The sequence below is a fragment of the Paenibacillus agricola genome, from assembly GCF_011440305.1.
In the GTDB taxonomy this organism is placed as follows: Bacteria; Bacillota; Bacilli; order Paenibacillales; family NBRC-103111; genus Paenibacillus_S; species Paenibacillus_S agricola.
In genome coordinates, this window is sequence record NZ_JAAOIW010000004.1 from 528,145 (window position 1) to 545,839 (window position 17,695).

Annotated in this window: 13 protein-coding genes; all 13 read right to left on the minus strand. The window is 47.7% G+C overall.

The window, feature by feature from the left end:
• Positions 1 to 15: 15 nt before the first annotated feature.
• Complete coding sequence (locus G9U52_RS13935) at positions 16 to 984, minus strand: PhoH family protein (RefSeq protein WP_166150411.1); 969 nt, start codon at positions 982 to 984, stop codon at positions 16 to 18.
• A 28-nt stretch (positions 985 to 1,012) separates the two neighbouring features.
• Positions 1,013 to 2,191 (minus strand): sporulation protein YqfD, encoded by a 1,179-nt coding sequence (gene yqfD / locus G9U52_RS13940; RefSeq protein ID WP_166150413.1) that lies wholly within the window; start codon positions 2,189 to 2,191, stop codon positions 1,013 to 1,015.
• 12 nt (positions 2,192 to 2,203) lie between these two features.
• On the minus strand, positions 2,204 to 2,482 hold the full coding sequence (gene yqfC / locus G9U52_RS13945) for a sporulation protein YqfC (protein ID WP_166150415.1): 279 nt from the start codon (positions 2,480 to 2,482) through the stop codon (positions 2,204 to 2,206).
• Positions 2,483 to 2,766: 284 nt separating this feature from the next.
• Positions 2,767 to 3,285: an NfeD family protein gene (locus G9U52_RS13950; RefSeq protein ID WP_166150417.1), complete on the minus strand. Its 519-nt coding sequence runs from the start codon at positions 3,283 to 3,285 to the stop codon at positions 2,767 to 2,769.
• 120 nt (positions 3,286 to 3,405) lie between these two features.
• The gene (locus tag G9U52_RS13955; protein WP_166150419.1) at positions 3,406 to 3,849 is read right to left on the minus strand and encodes a GatB/YqeY domain-containing protein; all 444 of its coding nucleotides are present in this window, start codon (positions 3,847 to 3,849) and stop codon (positions 3,406 to 3,408) included.
• 16 nt (positions 3,850 to 3,865) lie between these two features.
• Positions 3,866 to 4,039 carry a 30S ribosomal protein S21 gene (gene rpsU, locus G9U52_RS13960; protein WP_076230116.1) on the minus strand — a complete coding sequence of 58 codons (174 nt, stop codon included), beginning with the start codon at positions 4,037 to 4,039 and terminating at the stop codon, positions 3,866 to 3,868.
• A gap of 106 nt (positions 4,040 to 4,145) precedes the next feature.
• The gene (locus G9U52_RS13965; protein ID WP_166150421.1) at positions 4,146 to 4,490 is read right to left on the minus strand and encodes a histidine triad nucleotide-binding protein; all 345 of its coding nucleotides are present in this window, start codon (positions 4,488 to 4,490) and stop codon (positions 4,146 to 4,148) included.
• 102 nt (positions 4,491 to 4,592) lie between these two features.
• Positions 4,593 to 6,614: a stalk domain-containing protein gene (locus tag G9U52_RS13970; RefSeq protein WP_166150423.1), complete on the minus strand. Its 2,022-nt coding sequence runs from the start codon at positions 6,612 to 6,614 to the stop codon at positions 4,593 to 4,595.
• 103 nt (positions 6,615 to 6,717) lie between these two features.
• Entirely contained in the window at positions 6,718 to 10,635 is a 3,918-nt protein-coding gene (gene addA, locus G9U52_RS13975; RefSeq protein ID WP_166150425.1) for a helicase-exonuclease AddAB subunit AddA, read from the minus strand.
• On the minus strand, positions 10,625 to 14,410 hold the full coding sequence (gene addB, locus G9U52_RS13980; RefSeq protein WP_166150427.1) for a helicase-exonuclease AddAB subunit AddB: 3,786 nt from the start codon (positions 14,408 to 14,410) through the stop codon (positions 10,625 to 10,627). The genes addA and addB overlap by 11 nt, the downstream gene beginning before the upstream one ends.
• A 253-nt stretch (positions 14,411 to 14,663) precedes the next feature.
• The gene (locus tag G9U52_RS13985; RefSeq protein WP_166150429.1) at positions 14,664 to 15,548 is read right to left on the minus strand and encodes an ABC transporter permease subunit; all 885 of its coding nucleotides are present in this window, start codon (positions 15,546 to 15,548) and stop codon (positions 14,664 to 14,666) included.
• Entirely contained in the window at positions 15,545 to 16,513 is a 969-nt protein-coding gene (locus G9U52_RS13990) for an ABC transporter ATP-binding protein (protein WP_166150431.1), read from the minus strand. The genes G9U52_RS13985 and G9U52_RS13990 overlap by 4 nt, the downstream gene beginning before the upstream one ends.
• Positions 16,510 to 17,655 (minus strand): hypothetical protein, encoded by a 1,146-nt coding sequence (locus G9U52_RS13995; protein ID WP_166150433.1) that lies wholly within the window; start codon positions 17,653 to 17,655, stop codon positions 16,510 to 16,512. Before G9U52_RS13995 ends, G9U52_RS13990 begins: the two co-directional genes overlap by 4 nt.
• Positions 17,656 to 17,695 lie beyond the last annotated feature (40 nt).

Genomic DNA, 17,695 nt, shown 5'->3' on the forward strand with positions numbered 1-17,695 from the left:
TCCCCTAAGCTGCATTTATTTGGTCTCGTTCTGTCCATTATAAGCGATAATTATCTTTTGTACCAAACTATGCCTAACTACATCCGCTTCGGAAAATTCAATAAAGCCGATTTCTTCAATTCCATTCAAAATGCGCTGCACCTCGATAAGTCCGGATGACTTACCACGAGGCAGATCAATCTGCGTGACATCGCCGGTAATAACCATTTTCGAACCAAAGCCAAGCCGGGTTAAAAACATTTTCATTTGTTCGGGTGTCGTATTCTGCGCCTCATCCAAAATAATAAAGGAATCGTCCAAGGTCCGACCACGCATATAAGCAAGCGGAGCAATTTCGATCAAGCCTCTTTCCAATGACTTCAGTACCTGCTCCGGTCCCAAGACATCGTTAAGTGCATCATACAATGGGCGTAAGTAAGGGTCAACCTTTTCCTGTAAGTCGCCAGGCAAGAAGCCTAAGCTTTCCCCCGCTTCAACGGCAGGCCTCGTCAGCACAATGCGCTTTACTTTGCCTTCCTTGAGTGCGGTTACCGCTAGGACAACTGCCAAATACGTCTTGCCTGTACCAGCTGGACCAATACCAAATACGATATCTAATTTCTTAATAGTGGACACATATTGCTTTTGTCCGATTGTTTTTACCCTTATAGGCTTGCCCTTATGCGTAGTCGCGATATCGCCTTTGAACAAATCCAACAGTTGGTCTGCCTTCATGTTCTTCGCGAGCTCTAATGCATACTTAATGTCGCGCTCCGTTAAGATATAATTGTTGCGTACAAGCTGCAAGAGCACATCAAACAGCTGTTCAAGTGAATCCATCTCGCTGCCTTGGCCTTGAATAACGATCTCTTCTCCACGAGATTGGATGGTGGCATCCGTCTGCTGTTCAATCATCTGTAAAAACTTATCCTGCGGCCCGAATAAAGCAAGTCTTTCAGCCGTATTTTTCAAAGCTACTTTGATGAAACGTCCTTGATCCGTCAACAGGCCTCTTCTCCTTCAAGCGAATGCGTTATGGTATGATAGCTTGCTCACCAACAATGGATTCTTCCACTTCTAAATGCACTTCCATATAAACTTTACCATTGTCCGTCTTTTCATGCAAAATTTTTTCATTTACGACTCGTGCTTCATTGCCTGCTGCCGTGATAATTTCCTGCTTAGCCCGCTCCATACCGAGGCTGCGGGCCTCCTGAAGCTCCAAGGGCTGTTCTAGCAATTGGATCTCCATCACTTTTTCTTGCAGCCACCCTAAAGGCAGCGTGTAATCACGCCAGTGCAGGCTCTTGCGCTCTGGCAATGTTTCATAATGTTCAAAGGGCAATTCCCCATAGCCGCTTAATTGTAGAGCACGGCTACCCATAACCAAATAGGAGCGGTTGACGACAGCACCTGTATATATTTTCAATTGCCGCAAAAGTGGCACCTCAATGGATGGGGTGTACCATACAATGCCTTTAACCTTGCCCATGGCCACGACCGTTTGCCGGTTCAACTCATCTCCCAAAATACCTGAGATCAGGATATCCCCTTTTTTTACATAGGTATTGGGTTTAACAACAGGTCGTCCTTTTTCAGCATAAATGGAAGTGATCAATGCACTTTTCGTGGCAACCAAATTCCGTGGATTTAACAGTGGGGGCACATCCGGTATTGTGGCTTCAACCACTTTGATAACGATCTGGGTACCTTGTACCTCCACGCCAACCCAAGCTGTGCCGGGCAGCTTATTTTGCAAGCTTTTGGAGAGCACATCTGTATCCTTCAAGCGGAATTTCCATTGCATCTTATAGATGCCCTCCTGCTTGGCTGTCTGTAAAATATCTGTGGTGCTTATCGATTCATTGCCCTCTACCCGCACCTGCCAAACTAGTGACGACAGCAAATAAAGTCCGATAATAAACCCAATGAAGCCCGCAACAAACAATTTTCTTTTTTCCACTTTATTCAAAGTAAAGGGCAGCCCATATCTTTGCAGGACATGGATACGGGAGCCTGTCTCTTTTAAAAGCGGGCGAAGCAAGAAAAAATCACGAAGGGATATGCACAGCTGTGCACGTGCTTCATGGATTTGAATATCCCAAATAGACATCCGCCGCTCTACAATCCGATTGATGAGCTGTTCGATGCGTTGTCCTCTCACTTCGACTATGACATATCCGCGCAACGATGATAGAATGGATGATTTCAATTCAGCACCCCTTTACGGAATATATTTGAGCTCATCAATAACTCCTTCAATGAACACTTCCTCAGACAAAATGGCACGGATTACGAGCTGCTTCCCATGAACCTCTAGCCTTCCTTTGGATAAAGCCAGCCCAAGCAGCTCACTTGAAAAATGCAGCACGCCACGATGGTTTTCAATATAAAGCTGAACATTCCCGATCATGGTCAGCCTAGGCAAATCTGAAGTTATATCTTGTGGAAGGTCCAGCAGCTTGGCAGTCAATTTGTTAATCGTCCGAGTCAACGCTCGCATGCCTTTCCCTCCCCAAACGTTCTAAAGCCATTACCAGACTGTTTACAACATATGCCCGATTGACGTACTTTATGAGACCCCCACAAAAAATTGCATGCAGGAACATTAAGCCCAACTGCGGCTCACTCCATTTTCTAGAAAAACAAAAACGCCAACACCTTGCCAGTTAGGCAGGTTCGGCGATTAGATGGGGGCGTTTTCATTTGGCAATATATCGATCGATTATATATTTAATATATTTAATAATTCTTCTCATTAATTACATCAGCGCAATCTGAAAGAAGCTAATGTACCCTTTCATCTGCTTCCCGCACAATAATGCGTGAACCTTCTACCTCCACGATAACTACTTGCTTATTAATAGCGATAAATTCTCCATACGTAACGACATGCACCCATTCATCGGCCACCTGGATTGTTCCTGAGGGTCTTAGTGGCGTTATTGCTAAGCCGGATTGCCCCAGCAGATCCGTGCGTTGCGGGATCGATTCATAGCCTTGCTGATAGCCAGAGTCCGTATCCTGATTATCTAAGGATAATTTCCACCTGTTGCTTCTTAAAGCAAAACGGACTAGGAGGCCCCCTATAAGCATTGCCAATAACACCACCCCCACCCATCGCTGGCTTATAAAGCGCGCCGTATTTTCTAATAATGTGGGCTCGTTAACCGTTTCCATGGATTTAAGCGCGAACGCGTAGGTTGTAGCATAAAATAAGTTAAAGGGAGTCAGCAAAATTTGTAGCAGCACCACCAGCAGCAGCCATCTTACGTAAAAAAAGCCATGTTGAACAGGTACCATCATGCTTTTACCTCCTAAAATCACAAAATGAGTCGTTATCCGTTTATGATACCTAATTAAAGCAATTGGTCTTCCATTCAAACATGCAAAAAAACACTCCGGTTAGGGAGTGTCTTCTTACTGCTAGGTTAATAGCTGTTGAACGGCCTGATTAACAACTTTGCCATCGGCACGTCCTTTGACCTTTGGCATTAATGCACTCATGACTTTTCCCATATCCGCTTTAGAAGAGGCACCCACTTCTTGGATGGTCTGCTGTACAATGGATTTCACTTCTTCTTCAGTAAGCTGCTGCGGTAAGTACTCGATCAAGATTGCAATTTCTGCCTTTACGGCTTCGGCCAGGTCATCACGACCGGCCTTTTCAAATTCCTGGAGGGAATCTCTGCGCTGTTTAATTTCGCGACTGAGAACGTCAAGTACTTCTTGGTCATCTAAGGGTTTACGCTGCTCTATTTCTAGATTCTTAATAGCTGCACGAACCATACGGATTACGGAGAGTTTAAACTTGGCCTGGCTCTTCATCGCTAGTTTCATATCTTCATTCAGTCTTTCGTTTAAGCTCATCGTGTAGTTAAGCCTCCTAGAACTTTCTCTTACGAGCAGCCTCAGACTTTAACTTACGCTTAACGCTTGGTTTTTCATAATGCTTGCGTTTTTTAACCTCCGCTAACACGCCATCCTTTGCGATGGTGCGCTTAAAGCGGCGAAGTGCAGCATCTATAGTTTCATTTTTGCGAACTCGAGTTTCTGACACCAGTTTTCCCTCCCTCCGAACAGACCGTCCAAGACGAAAAAAAGCAGTTTATCAACTACAATTATATTGCAAACAGATACTAAGGTCAACCTAGAAGCGGAAATATTTATTTTACGTTGAGCGCACCCAGCTTTTCGCCACCAAGTAAGTGATAATGAATGTGGAATACTACCTGTCCACCGTCACTTCCACAGTTATTAACAAGCCTGTAGCCACTCTCCGCCACACCTTCCTGCCTAGCAATATGCTGGGCTGCCTCATGCACATCACCAAGCAAGCCCCAGTCTCCTGGCCCCACATCATTCATGGTTGCGATATGCTTCTTGGGGATAATTAATACATGTACAGGTGCAGCAGGCTGAATATCACGAAACGCCAGCACATGCTCATTCTCGTAAACCTTGGTGGAAGGAATGGATCCTTCAACTATTTTGCAAAAAATACAACTCACAGCATTACCCCTCTCTAGAGCTTGAATAGCCAACTTACTTCTTAAGCATTTGCCAAGTTTGCGTAGCAACAAGCTAACCTAACCCTATGATACCGAAAATCGTTAAATAATTCCAATAGCGCTAAAGAGCCATTGGCGAAAAGTCATGATTTTCCCAGTAAAGGATAGCTGGACTGCGGTATTGATCTGCACGGCTCTCGTTGTGCCATCCCACGTTAATTGCCCACCAAAGGCCTCGCCAATAAACCGTGCCGGGGCCATCGAATACCCATTAATTAGCTGCGCTGGCACTTCCAGTTTAACCTGTTGTCCGTTTTTAGTAGCTTTGCCATCGCGGATATTTAAAGTAATCGTTGTATCTCCCTTACGTCCCGTAGCAACTTGGGTAGCCTGATCCCAGCTAACAGTCGCTCCCAGTGATTCAAAGATCGCCCTCATTGGAGCTAATGTGCTGCCATCGCGGATGATTGCTGGCTGTTCATACTTTTGCCGCTTGCCATCTATGGAAATAGAAACCTCCGAAGATAAAGGGAATGATTTATCCACTACTTTATAGCCCGCACGATTATAAACAACAAGCTGAAGTGTAGAGCCCGCCGGAACCTCGCTTGCATTCAGTTCAATGCCAAATGGGGGATTCCGCTGGGATTCGATAATTTCACCATTAATTAAATAATCAATTTGATTGATATATACATCAGGTATTTTCACCCAGGGTGTGATCATGGTTGTACCTTGAAAAGTATTACTGCTTCCATTGAGCTTGATGTGGCCGACACCATCTGCTGGCCTGGCTCCTTGCTCGACCTTTTTCAAATAGTAAGGCGCTGCAATCATACTGCTATAAAGCTCTTTCATCGCTTCATTATCTGCTAGCAAATAGTTATTGCGGGATTCTCTATCCCCCAAGTCAACATTAAAATAATTGATCGACTTCAGTCGTGGGTATTTTAGCGGCATTACCTGATACAAGCGATGCAAATTTAACAGTGCATAATCCGTAAATGATTCATCCGTAGCATGTTCATAATGCGACACAGCGGTCTCGCTGATCATCAGCGGCTTGCGGTCCGAATAGGTTTTGTACAATTTATCTAACCGTTCGATCGGGCTTGTCGCCGACATATCACCCTGTGCCGGATCGCCATTTTCATAGGGCTCAGTATACATGTTAACACCTACCCAATCGACATAATCATCTCCAGGATAGTAATCATCAATGGAATAGGATGGCACATCGCCTGGACTCCAAACCATCGCTACATTAGGGGCTTCCTGAGCCATAACATCATGGATAAGCCGAAATTTTTCGATATATTTCTGTGGATCGCCATGCCAGACCACCCAATTGCCGTTCATTTCACTGGCATAGCGTAAAAAAATCGGAATGCCTGTTGCCTTCGCTGCCCGCGCCCATTCCCTTAAATGGGCATTATCCTGGACTGAATCCAACCCATTGCTCGGTTCCCAAGCAATCTGCAAAGCTGATCCAGCTTCTTTGGCGCGCACGGCATACTGTTTAGGAAATGGTTGATCATATGGCGTATACGCTAAATAATGGGCATGCTTGCTGCCATAGATCGATTCCGACTTAATGAAATTATTTTGCATTTCAGGATCTTGCTCCGAATACATACCAATGTACGTCCCGTATTCAGGCTCGAATTTAGCAAGCTTCCCATTGACGGGGGCGCCTTGCTTCTTCAACACATCCACATCAGAGGTGGACATATAAACGTCGGCTATGGTTCGAATCTGGTCAGCTCTTATAAGATCAACCGCTCCCCAATCCTTACCTTCCTTCAACCAGTATTGGTTTTCCAGCTCATAATAATAAATCGCATTGTCGTAATCCTGAATTTTATCATAATATTCATTCAACGAGCCGCTAAATAAGGCAGCCCCCTGCCAATCGCCCTCAGCCGCGTAGTGCTCGACAAGAAACTTCCAATGCGGCACCGCTTCCTGCGTGTTGCCTCTTTTGACAGCAGCTTCAGCTGCTTGCCAGCGATCCCAGATTGGGTCAGCTTGAGCTGCCGATGCTCCCGATAATAGCGTAACAGCCACCAGACTAGCAGCCAGTCCTTTGCGCAGATTCGTTATTAAACTTCGATTTTTAACCATGCCCGTCTTTCCCCCACCTCGTAGCAATAAGCATTATACATTCAGCTTTATTTCTATTATACATGAGTAGATGATGGGATTAGCTATTAAGTGTAACTTTTATTCATAATTCTAGCAGCTTTGCACCATCAAATAAAAAGATATATTTCCCCGTCACCGGGCGTTTCCAAATCTTTTCTACAGCATTCGCATATAGATCAATTTGCTGCTTGTGCCGCTCTTTTATTGCTTCAATAGCAGCTTCACCATCATCCAGTAATCGATCGGTTTTAAAATCCACCAACACAAGCCCATTTTCCTCAACAAATAAACAATCGATCATCCCTTGCAGCAATACGGTCTCTGATTCATCCATACTTGAAAGCTCTTTACTGCTGTAAGCTTCTTTGGCAGATAGCCCGAGACTGAATGGGATTTCCCGGTACACTTCGGAGGCTTGCAGCAACCGTATGCCAACACTGCTAGTGAAGAACGCTACAATGATTTCCGGATCTAGCAATTTATGTTGCTCCGCCGTTAGCAGTTCTTTATCGACCATCTCATCCAAAGCACGAACCACATCGATGGCGGAAGGCTCGTGATCAAGCGGTATATACTGCATGACCGAGTGAAATACAGTCCCTCGCTCTGCTGCATTCATTTGCTTAAGCTCCATAAATCGCGGACGCCTCGCCGTAATGGAAGACTGACTCGGTACAGCGGCTTCGGGAAACGTTGATTCCTCGGAATCACGTGATAATACACGGTAATGGTCAGACTGTCGCTTGAGCTCGGTTACGGATATTTTGGATGGCAGCTCCGACGCCTGCTGGTGAGCATAGGTCCATGCCAGCCTATGTGTGACCTGAAACTCCCAATATTGCCCTTGCCCTTCGTCAACAGGCTCCAGATGAAGCACTGCTTGCTTACGGCTTTCATCCATCTCAACGGTCGCAGCAGCTTGTACCATGGCCGCGACACTCTCTGGTCGGATTAGGTGAATCTTCCACAAGGACTCTTCACCATCAAGATAGGCTGCATGCCGGCCAGAAACCGCTGCGTAATCCCGCAAAACGTTTCCATCAGGATGCCGCATCAGAGCAGGACCAATCCAATCCATATAACTTCTCGCACCGGCCACTGCGGCATCTGGCAGCAGCATTTGGTCATGGTCAATGTACTTTGACCAATTGTACAGCAGCTTGTCCATTCCTTTAACTGTTGCGAGCAAATATAGCTTCTCCCGTGCACGTGTAAGGGCTACATAAAGAACCCTCATCTCCTCTGCGATCATTTCCATCCGCAGCTTACGCCGAATAGCAAGCCAAGGTAAGGTCGGATAGCTGGTTCTTGCAGCCGCATCGGTAAATTTGGGCCCAAAGCCTAAATCCTTATGCACCATAAAAGCTTCTGTGAGGTCACGCATATTGAATCTTTTGGATAGAGCCGCAACGAATACGACTGGAAATTCCAGCCCTTTGCTTTTGTGGATGGACATAATCCTGACAACATCCTCCTGCTCGCCTAAAGCACGGGCTGTTCCCAAATCCTTACCACTATCCTTCATCCGTTCCACAAAGCGAAGGAAACGAAACAACCCCCGAAATGAGGTAGCTTCATATTGACGCGCCCGGTCATATAAGGCCCGCAAATTAGCTTGGCGCTGCTGCCCACCCGGAAGACCACCTATAAAATCATAAAAGCCTGTTGCCCTATAAATATTCCAAATCAGGTCTGCCAATGCCCCTTGCCTTGCCTCATTCCTCCAACCTTGAAGGTTTTGCAAAAAGAGAGCCAGCTTGTTGCGCAAAAGAGCATCAATAGGAGCAGCTTTAGCAACCTCTGAATCGAGCGGTGATTCTGTGGCATAAAGGCTTACCGCCTCATAAAATGAGCTCCTCGGGCTCGCGATGCGGATCTGGGCAAGCTGCTCCTCGGAAAGCTGGACGATCGGCGACCGAAGAACAGAGGCAAGTGGAATGTCTTGAAATGGGTTATCAATCAGCTTCAGCAATGATAGTACCACCTCGACCTCCATTGCAGAAAAATAACCTGTATTCAGCTCAGCATAAGCCGGAATCCCCTGTTGTCGCAGCTCTTCAATCATAATGGGCGACCATTGCCCCGTTGCTCTTAGCAAAATAACAACATCCCTGTATGTCGCGTCCCTATAGCCACCCGATGCTTTATCGAACACCTGGAAAACCCTTTCTCCAGTATGCCCCAGCAGCTTATGGATTTGGGCGGCAATCATTCTCGCTTCGAGCTGCACGGTTTCCATCTCACGCGCTTCCGTCGCCAAATCCAATCCATTGCCACCCTCTTGGCTATCGGCTAATCCATCTGTGAACGGATCATCCGTTATTGTTGCGGATGCTTCTGAATCAGCATCATCAGCCGTACTGGATAGCTCCACTTCCTCCGTGCGGTCGATCATCAGCAATTCAATCGCTTCTGACCCATTCGCAAGCTGGTTCCAAGCCGGATAATAGGCGGCTCCATGAACAAGCTGGGCACGGCTATCATAGGCGATTTCACCGACCTCTTCGCCCATAATATGTTTAAATATATAATTGACTCCGTCAACCACAGGAGAGCGGCTACGGAAGTTTTTGGCAAGATCAATACGTTGGCCGGGTATATGATCGTCGATCGGATAGTTTTTATACTTCTCCAGGAATAATCCCGGTTCAGCAAGCCGAAAACGATAGATGCTTTGCTTGACATCACCTACCATAAATCGGTTGCCAGGGTTTTCACGCGAGATAAAGGACACAATCGTTTCCTGCACCCGATTCGTATCCTGGTATTCGTCCAGCAGCACCTCTACATAACGCTCACGATAGCCTAGAGCAATATCGGAAGGCTGTAGCTTTCCTGTCCCTGGATCTACCTCAGACAATAGCTGTAGGCAATAATGCTCCAAGTCGCTAAAATCAACAAGCCCTTTTTCTTTTTTAGCATGCTGATAGCGGGTGCTGAACTCCATGACAAGCTCAACTAATGTATGCATCAAAGGGGCAAGTATTTGTAACTCTTTATCGTACTCCTGTGGAGTTCGTGAGAACAACTCCTCTGCCAAGCCCGAAAGCTGATCCTTGGCTTTATTGCGCAATTCTTTTACCTGCTCCTGAAGCAGCTTATCGTAATCGGCCCCTTTACAAGGCCTCAGTTTTCCAAATGAAGCGCCTTGGAAGGAATCGTAAAGATGCTCCCATGAATATTCAGCAACCTGCTTCAAATAGGTAACGGTGTCCATATCCTCTTGCAAATTCAATAAATAAGGAGCTGGCCCTCCTGGCCGTTCGGCCAATTCGGTCGCGTCCTGGAGCAACAGCACAATCCCATCCAGCTCCAAACGGACAGAAACAAGCAAATCCGGGATCCAAGGATTAGGTGTTTCCGGATTACGATCAAACTGATTCGCTGCCTCCTGCAGCCATTGTAACGGCCAGGGATGGCTACGGGCATCATCATACAGCTTTTGTACAAGCCGATAAAGTGCATCATCGCTTTTTTCCCCGCTGAACCATTCGGCAAGCTTCCAAAAATGGCTATCCTCTGCAGCTTCCCCGTATTGCTCTTCAAATAGCTCCTCAATAAGATCCTGGCGCATCAGGTCGCTTTCGGTTTCATTAGCAATTCGAAAGCCCGGATCAAGCCCAACCTGCTGGTAATGGGTGCGAATCACATCTAGACAAAAGGAATGAAGCGTCGTAATAGAAGCTCGCCCGATCAATGCAAGCTGTTTGCGTAAATGTCCAGAATCTGGGCTTCGCTCCAGCTCCTTCTCTAGAGCTTCACTGATTCTATGCCTCATTTCTGCAGCGGCGGCATTGGTAAAGGTAGCTACCAACAACCGATCCACATCAACAGGCTCTTGTTCATTAGAGATACGCCGAATGATTCTTTCAACCAGCACAGCCGTTTTACCAGATCCAGCAGCCGCGGCCACAAGCATGTCATGTCCATGAATCGATATGGCATCCCATTGGTCCTCAGTCCATGTGGTGCCTTCGGGTTTATCTGTTCTATTGATCATCTGCCACACCTCCTGAACCCGTATCCGTGGAATTTAACAACAGTGAATCCTCTATGTCCTCATTTTTCTGACCGTCCTTGGCTTGTTGACCATCTATCCGCGCATCGTGGTCATCCATAAACATGTCCATCTGTTGAAGCTCTGGCACTGCCGGGGAAGCATCTGCTCCCACATCAACAACAACCGCCTTACTCCGTCGAAAAGACACAACATGGAGATCGCCTTTGGATTCCAGCTTTTCATTCATTAGCTCCAAGGCGCGTTCCTTGCCCACAGGCAATAGCAGCTTGTACTCATTGGCCTCAAAGTGAGTATCAAACTGGCATACTGCTCGATATGAGCAATGGGTACAGGCTTTGTCAACGCCCATGCGGTAAGGCTCAATTCCAACGTCCCCGCTCGTCATCGCCGTTCCAATGCCCCTCATGGTGCGGCGTACATACTCACGAAGCGTGTGCCACTGAGTATCGTCGGCTACTGAGGAGGATTTATAAAAACTACCATCCTTTTTGAGGGCAACCGGGATCAGCTGTGAATGTCCGCTGGATTCGATTAAGCCGCCATCCATCATCATTGCGATGTCCGAATCGGCACGGACCAGGCCCTTCATTTTGAACCGTTTGCGCAGCTCATCATCCGCCTTTTCAGGCGTAATGCTGTTTTTTAATTGCAATAGCGGATTATGGACATGGAAATAAAGCACGCCGGCAGGCTTCGCTTCAAAGCCAAGCCATGCTTTGGAGTGGGTTAAAATCACATCCAGATAGGTGAGCATTTGTAAGGACAGCCCGTAATAAACCTCGGAAAGTAAAAGCCCCGTCGGACTGGATTTATAGTCAATTACACGCAGCAGGGTTCCTTGCTCGGTATCTACTCGATCCACCCGGTCAATACGCCCCCTCACATCCATCCGTACCCCATTCTCAAGCAAATACGACAATGGAGGAATCGTTTGCCCTGCCCCAAAGCCGATTTCCGTGCCCACAGGCTGGAACTTTCCGCGCCTTGCATGCTCGCCCAGCATCATCGCCGCACGCCCGACGACCTGCTTCAGCTTGCGGGCTATATAATGATGCCGATTAGAGCTAAGCAGAATCTCGCTTTGGAGGCGGGGCGCCAACAAATCTACGACATCGCCTGCTAGCTGGTAACATTCCTCCGGCGTGAGCATACCCCATTCGTTGCCTTGGCTAGCAACCTCCGTGGCGAACGCGCTCAGTGCCGCATGAAAAAGCTGCCCGATATCTGGCGAATCCAGCCGATGAATACGCCTTTCCTGAAGCTTCAGGCCATGTGAAGAAAATTGCGAGAAAGGGCAGGCGACGAATCGTTCCATACGCGACACACTGACCAGGAGGTGCTCGCCGTACAGCAATCTGCTCGTTGCTCTGCTTAATGGCTTAGCCTCATTGGTAAATTGCAGGGATTGCAATAGAGCTTCCAACCGTGAGCTCCACCCAGGCTTGGTTGCCAGCCAATTATACACAGACCACCATATGCTTGAGGTCGCTTCGCCCTTCATCCATTGCTTAAGCTGGATCAGAAGGAACGACATCGCTTTTCCAGGATGCTCGACATAGTCCAACTGCTCGATCAAGCTCATCGTTTCTGTTGGCTCTGTAACAAACAGGCGTTCCTTAACGAATGGAAACATTCGCTTCGTCTGCCGGATGATCTCAGAGGGCAGCAACGTTTTCCCTTCCTCATCTGCTAATGGATAGCTAATCCACAAACCATCGGAAGGAGTGCAAAACGTACTGTAGATAAGAAACATTTCGTCCAACAGCTTCCTGCGTGCTCCATCAGCCATCGGTAAGCCTTGCACCTCTAATGTTTCCCTCTCTTGCTCAGAGAAGATTCCGCTCTCGCTTATTTTGGCAGGCAAAATACCTTCGTTAACGCCCAGCACAAAAACATGTTTCACATGCCCCACTCGTGTACGATCCATATTGCCGATAAGCACCTGATCCAGCGACGGCGGAACATGCCCCATCCGGATACTCTCCATCCCGGCTTCGAGCAAGCTTGCGAAGGTTTCTGTGGAAAGGCTCTCCTCCCCCATAAGCTCTACCAATTGGTCGAGCATTTCCATAATGCTTTCCCAAATTTGCGCATGCTCCTTGGCTTGCTCCGGGTTGCCTGCCAGTAAAGCTGCCTCTCTCCATCGTTCAAGCCGATCTGGAACGCCCAGCTCTATCAACAGCTGGTACAAGACGGTTACTTGGCTACGAACCTGCTCCGCACTCTTCATTCGCTCCTGAAAGCCGTGCAGCGGCTGTACCACCAAACGGCGGGATTCATTAATACGGCGCAAGCGCGCCTCTTCTTGCTCTGTCGCGATTATATCGGGCTGCTCCAAGCTGGAGCGAAGCGAGTAGGTCCAAGGGGATGCATCAAACCATTTGTATCCATGAATGCCAAAGGCCAGTACATAGTTTTCCAATTGGTCCATGTCATGGCGAGCCTGCTGCTCCAATTCCTTATCGGCATCTGCGTTTAACGGCAGAAAGAAGTCTGTCTTGATACAGCGAAAAACCGCATCGTATTTCCAATAATGGACAATAGCTTCCATGGAGGATCGAATTAATTCCACGAGCGGATGGTGCATGACAGACCGCTTCTTATCGAAGAAATGGGGGATCCCATTATCAGCGAAGGTTCCGGCCAGCAAATCACCGTAGGCCTCCATATTCCGCACAGCTACCGCCACATCTCGATAACGTAAGCCTTGATCACGCATTAGCTTCCGTATATCACGTGCTACACCCTCTGCCTCAGCTCTGCGATTAACAGCTGCAGCCAGTCGTAGCTGTGGATTCTCCTTATCTACCAAGTTGCCTTCACTAAGTGGAAAAGGCAGCTTCAACCGCTGGTCAAACGATTTCTCCATAAACGCCAGCATAGGGCTTGCTTGAAAGCGAGGAGAATCCCCTGAAGGCAAAATGATGGTTTCTCCCACAGGCAGCTCCAACTGGCTTAAGCGCTCCTGTAGCTGCAGCATGGTGCGTGCGGTTCTATGAAATAAATCCAGCTCATGTGGCTTGTCCCCAAGCTTGTAGGCTTTATCCAAGGTTAGGGTAAGTGTAACGTCAGCACATACAGTGGCCAAGCCCTCGATAACCGTTAATTCCTGTGGCGTGAAACCGTGGAAGCCATCCAGCCAGCAGGTGGCACCTTGTATGTATCGTGATTTCGGAAGCTGGGCTGCAAGCAGCGTCAAATAATCTTCCCCATCCAGATATGCCCGTGATAGCTCGGCTTCAAACTCACTATAAACCAGCTTCAGATCGTGCAGCTTGTCTGAAAGTATCGGCGCAAACGGTCTTTCTGTTGGCTTGCCCATAACGAACATCGCCAAACCCTCTGGCGTGACACAGTGCCGTTTGAATTCGTTGAATAAATCAGAAAGCTTATCAATAAAGCCCATTTGCTCTGCAGAAGCTTGGAATAGCCTCAGCTGTTTACGATGTTTATGTAAAATATGATGGATGAGTAATTTTTTCCCTGTCTCATCTATGGCAAGCCTTGCTGTTCCTCCGACCTCTTGCATAACTCGCAAGGCTAGCCTACGAAAGCTAAGCACCTGCACCCTCATCGTGCCGCCAAGCTCTGGCGAGGAAGCAAGCGCATATTCAGCCTGAAAGGTAGCCTGTTCAGGCACTATTAAAATAAGTGGAGGCCCACCAGGGGACTCGACCACTTGCTCTGTTATACTTCGCAGGCAATAGCTACTCTTGCCCGTACCTGCTCTACCGAGCACAAATTGCATCGCCATATGTGTACATCCCCTTCACTAAATCCTATTCATTATAACAAGAAATGATGAAATACAAAAAAGGAATCTATTAACAATATTATACCACCATTCAAATAAAAAGAACAAATGTTCTCATTCATTTACTCGCCGTCACCGCTATCCGATACATAAAAAAGCCTCCCTTCCACATGAAGCGTGGTAAAGGAAGCCTTTTTAAATTTTTATATAAGAAAGATGAATTTCATTCACCTTCTTAAGTATAAGCTTATTCCTATAAGTCCTTACGCTGGAATACCCATAAACCTAGGCCTAGGGCTGCTAATGTGTAGCATGCGGTATAGAGTAAAAAGGCATTGGTCGGCTCCTGTCCAAGACCAAACGGGCCCAAAACATCATTAATATTCATCAATTCCTTAATCGCCGATAAAGAGAACATCTCGGAAAGCATTCTCTGCTGGATGGCATCTGCCGGCATAACCAAGGACATCAATCCCGCAATCGTTTTGAGCGGCTGCAGCGATGCATCGCGAGCCAGTAATGAACCCGCGACCTTCTCAATCATCCCGCCCAGCCAGCCGGCTCCAAAAAGCATCGTCATAAACACACCATTGCCGAGTGCCGAAAATATACAAGAGCCTAGCATGGAAACAGAAACCAGCAGCGGAACCGTCCAGGCGAAAAGCAAGAACGCCTTCACTAATAGCAGTAAATCCAATGGAATTGCTGCATGAAAACGAGCTATTAGCAGAATGGAAACGAAGATCAGTAAGGAGTACCCTCCGCCTAAGGTTACATATCCAATCCATCTCCCCATATACCAACGCCATCTTGCAAGCGGTCGCGGCAGCAGGGCAAGCAGCACGCCTTGCTCGGCCTCACCAGCCACTGAAGAAAAGGAGCTGAATATCGAAAGAAATGCGGTAACGAAGGAGCCAAAGAAGAAGCCCAAGGCTATAATAATGGCTCCCAGCTTAAACCGCTCGATCAAGTAAGAGACAGATGCTTCCCCTCCTCCCGCGGGCGTTTGCAAGCCGATACCGATGGTTTGCGCCACAAACCAGAAGGCAAGCAAGAAAATGCCCGTCATCAGCAGCGTTAATAGCATGACCCGCTTTCGCAGCATTTCCTTCCATGTCATCGCGATAATGGTAATCATATACGCTCCCCCCTGTGGCTGATCCCGGAGAGTGCACTCACGAACCACTCATCAAGCCTTGTTTTGACTTTATGCACTTCATATAGTGTCAAACCGTGCTCTATAACCAGACTGTTCAGCCAACCAATCTGCTCGTCATCCTCCAACTCCGCTTCCAGCCAAACCGCTTCCTCATTAGGCTGCTCGGTGCCGCCATTCCCGGAAACTTGGGTGATGGACAGCCCCGTAAACTGGGTTAACCATGTCAGGAAAAACGGCGTAAACCCACCGACGCGGAAGCGCCAGCGGATCTTCTCCTGCAAGACTTCAGCGACGGTGCCGCTTTGCAAGATTTGCCCATTATTAAGTAATGCCACCTTATCACAAAGGATCTCGACGTCCTCCAGCAAATGGGAGTTGAGAAAAACAGTTTTGCCGCGGGCACGCAAGCTCTGGAGCATAAGCCTTACCTCATTGCGTCCGATCGGATCAAGTGCCGAAGCAGGCTCATCGAGAAAAATAACCTGCGGATCATTGACCATGGCACACGCAAGGCCAAGGCGTTGCTGCATGCCTTTAGAATAATGCTTCACCCTGTCACGCCCACGGAGTCCAATACCAACTTCTTCTAACAGCAGTTTAATGGAGCGTTTGGCTACAGAACCCCTCATCCCACATAATTGGGCATGCAGCTGCAGTACTTCCTCCCCACTTAACCACTCCTGGTAACGGTACAGCTCTGGCAGGTATCCAATATGCCGCCGTGCCTCCAAGGAGCCAATCGGCTCCCCGAGAATCGTGGCAGTTCCACCGCTGGGATGAATCAAGCCAACAAGCATTTTCACAAAGGTGCTTTTCCCAGCCCCATTGGGGCCGAGAAAGCCAAAGGCCTCACCGCGGCCGACCTTAATGGTAATTTCCCGGCAGCCACGGCCGTTGCCATAGTCCTTAGTCAGTCCATTGGCTTCTACCACCACTTCTGTCATTGCTTGATCAGCTCCGCTGTTTGATCTAGCAGCGCTTGGCGGCTTGGAAATACATCCTCGTTGCCGCTCAGTGTGAACAACTGCTCGTCTTTTACCCAAGTAACACTATAATAGATAGAGGCGCCCGAGCCTCTGCTAGTAACAATCGTATCCACATTGCCCAGCTTCATTTTTTCTGATTGACCATTGGAGAAAACAGGAAGCGGGATCGCTCCACCTTTCAAGACATTGCTTTGTTCAAGGCTTTGCTTTAGCCCATCCGGCAATAACGGAAACTGCATAACTGCGTCAAACGCTTCAGCAACAGAGATTGATGGATCCACCACCACTACAGGAACTGGTTGCTGCGTGAAGGAATAGCCAGGCTGGTCCTTTTTTTCTGTGTAAATATTCGCGGCTTCGCCAAGCTCCAACGTGATCGCTTTGCCATTAACAGACTGCGGAAGCAGCTTAGTGGCACCAAGTCGAGCCATGGTTGCATTCACTTCATCAACATTGATCTTAAAAGTAATCGCATTCGACGGCGAGATATACAGCTTCTGGTCATTTTCATTCAAACCTTTAGGCATAACAATCGGACGCTTTAGTTGTTTAGCTGCTTCAGCGGCGGTAAACTCACCTGTAATTTTGCCAGAAACCTGTGAGAATGTCCCGAATTTATTGATGGTTTCCCGGCTTTCCCCATTGGTTGCATTATAAAATAGCTGCTGCAATTCATTCTCGTTCACCACGGTAACCTGCTGCATGCGGAATTTGCCTAATATGGATGCTAATGCTTCATTACCGAGTGGTGTTGCGATTACAGCGACTAGCAGGAAGGCTGCCGTAGCGATCCCGATTCGTTTATTGTTGCGGCGAATCCAGCTGTCGAACGTTCCGGTACGTTTAAGCTTGCCTGTTTCCATAAGCGACGGCAAAGGCAACGGTAGTCCCTTAGTTACCAATGGATCAGCATTAACAGCATCTACTGAAGCAGGTATGGTTAAACTTGGGGTCTGCCCATCCAATACGGCCATTGGCGCTTGGACAGCGGCCCCTTCCTCTGCCCATTGCTTCCACTGCGGATTCTCGGTCTCTTGCGAGAGTGCCGCTTGGAGCTTGGCCCATGCTGCGTCGGTCGTTTCATTTTTTATATTTGTCAATAGATTACGCCTCCTTAACTGAACTGTTTATTGCAACCTT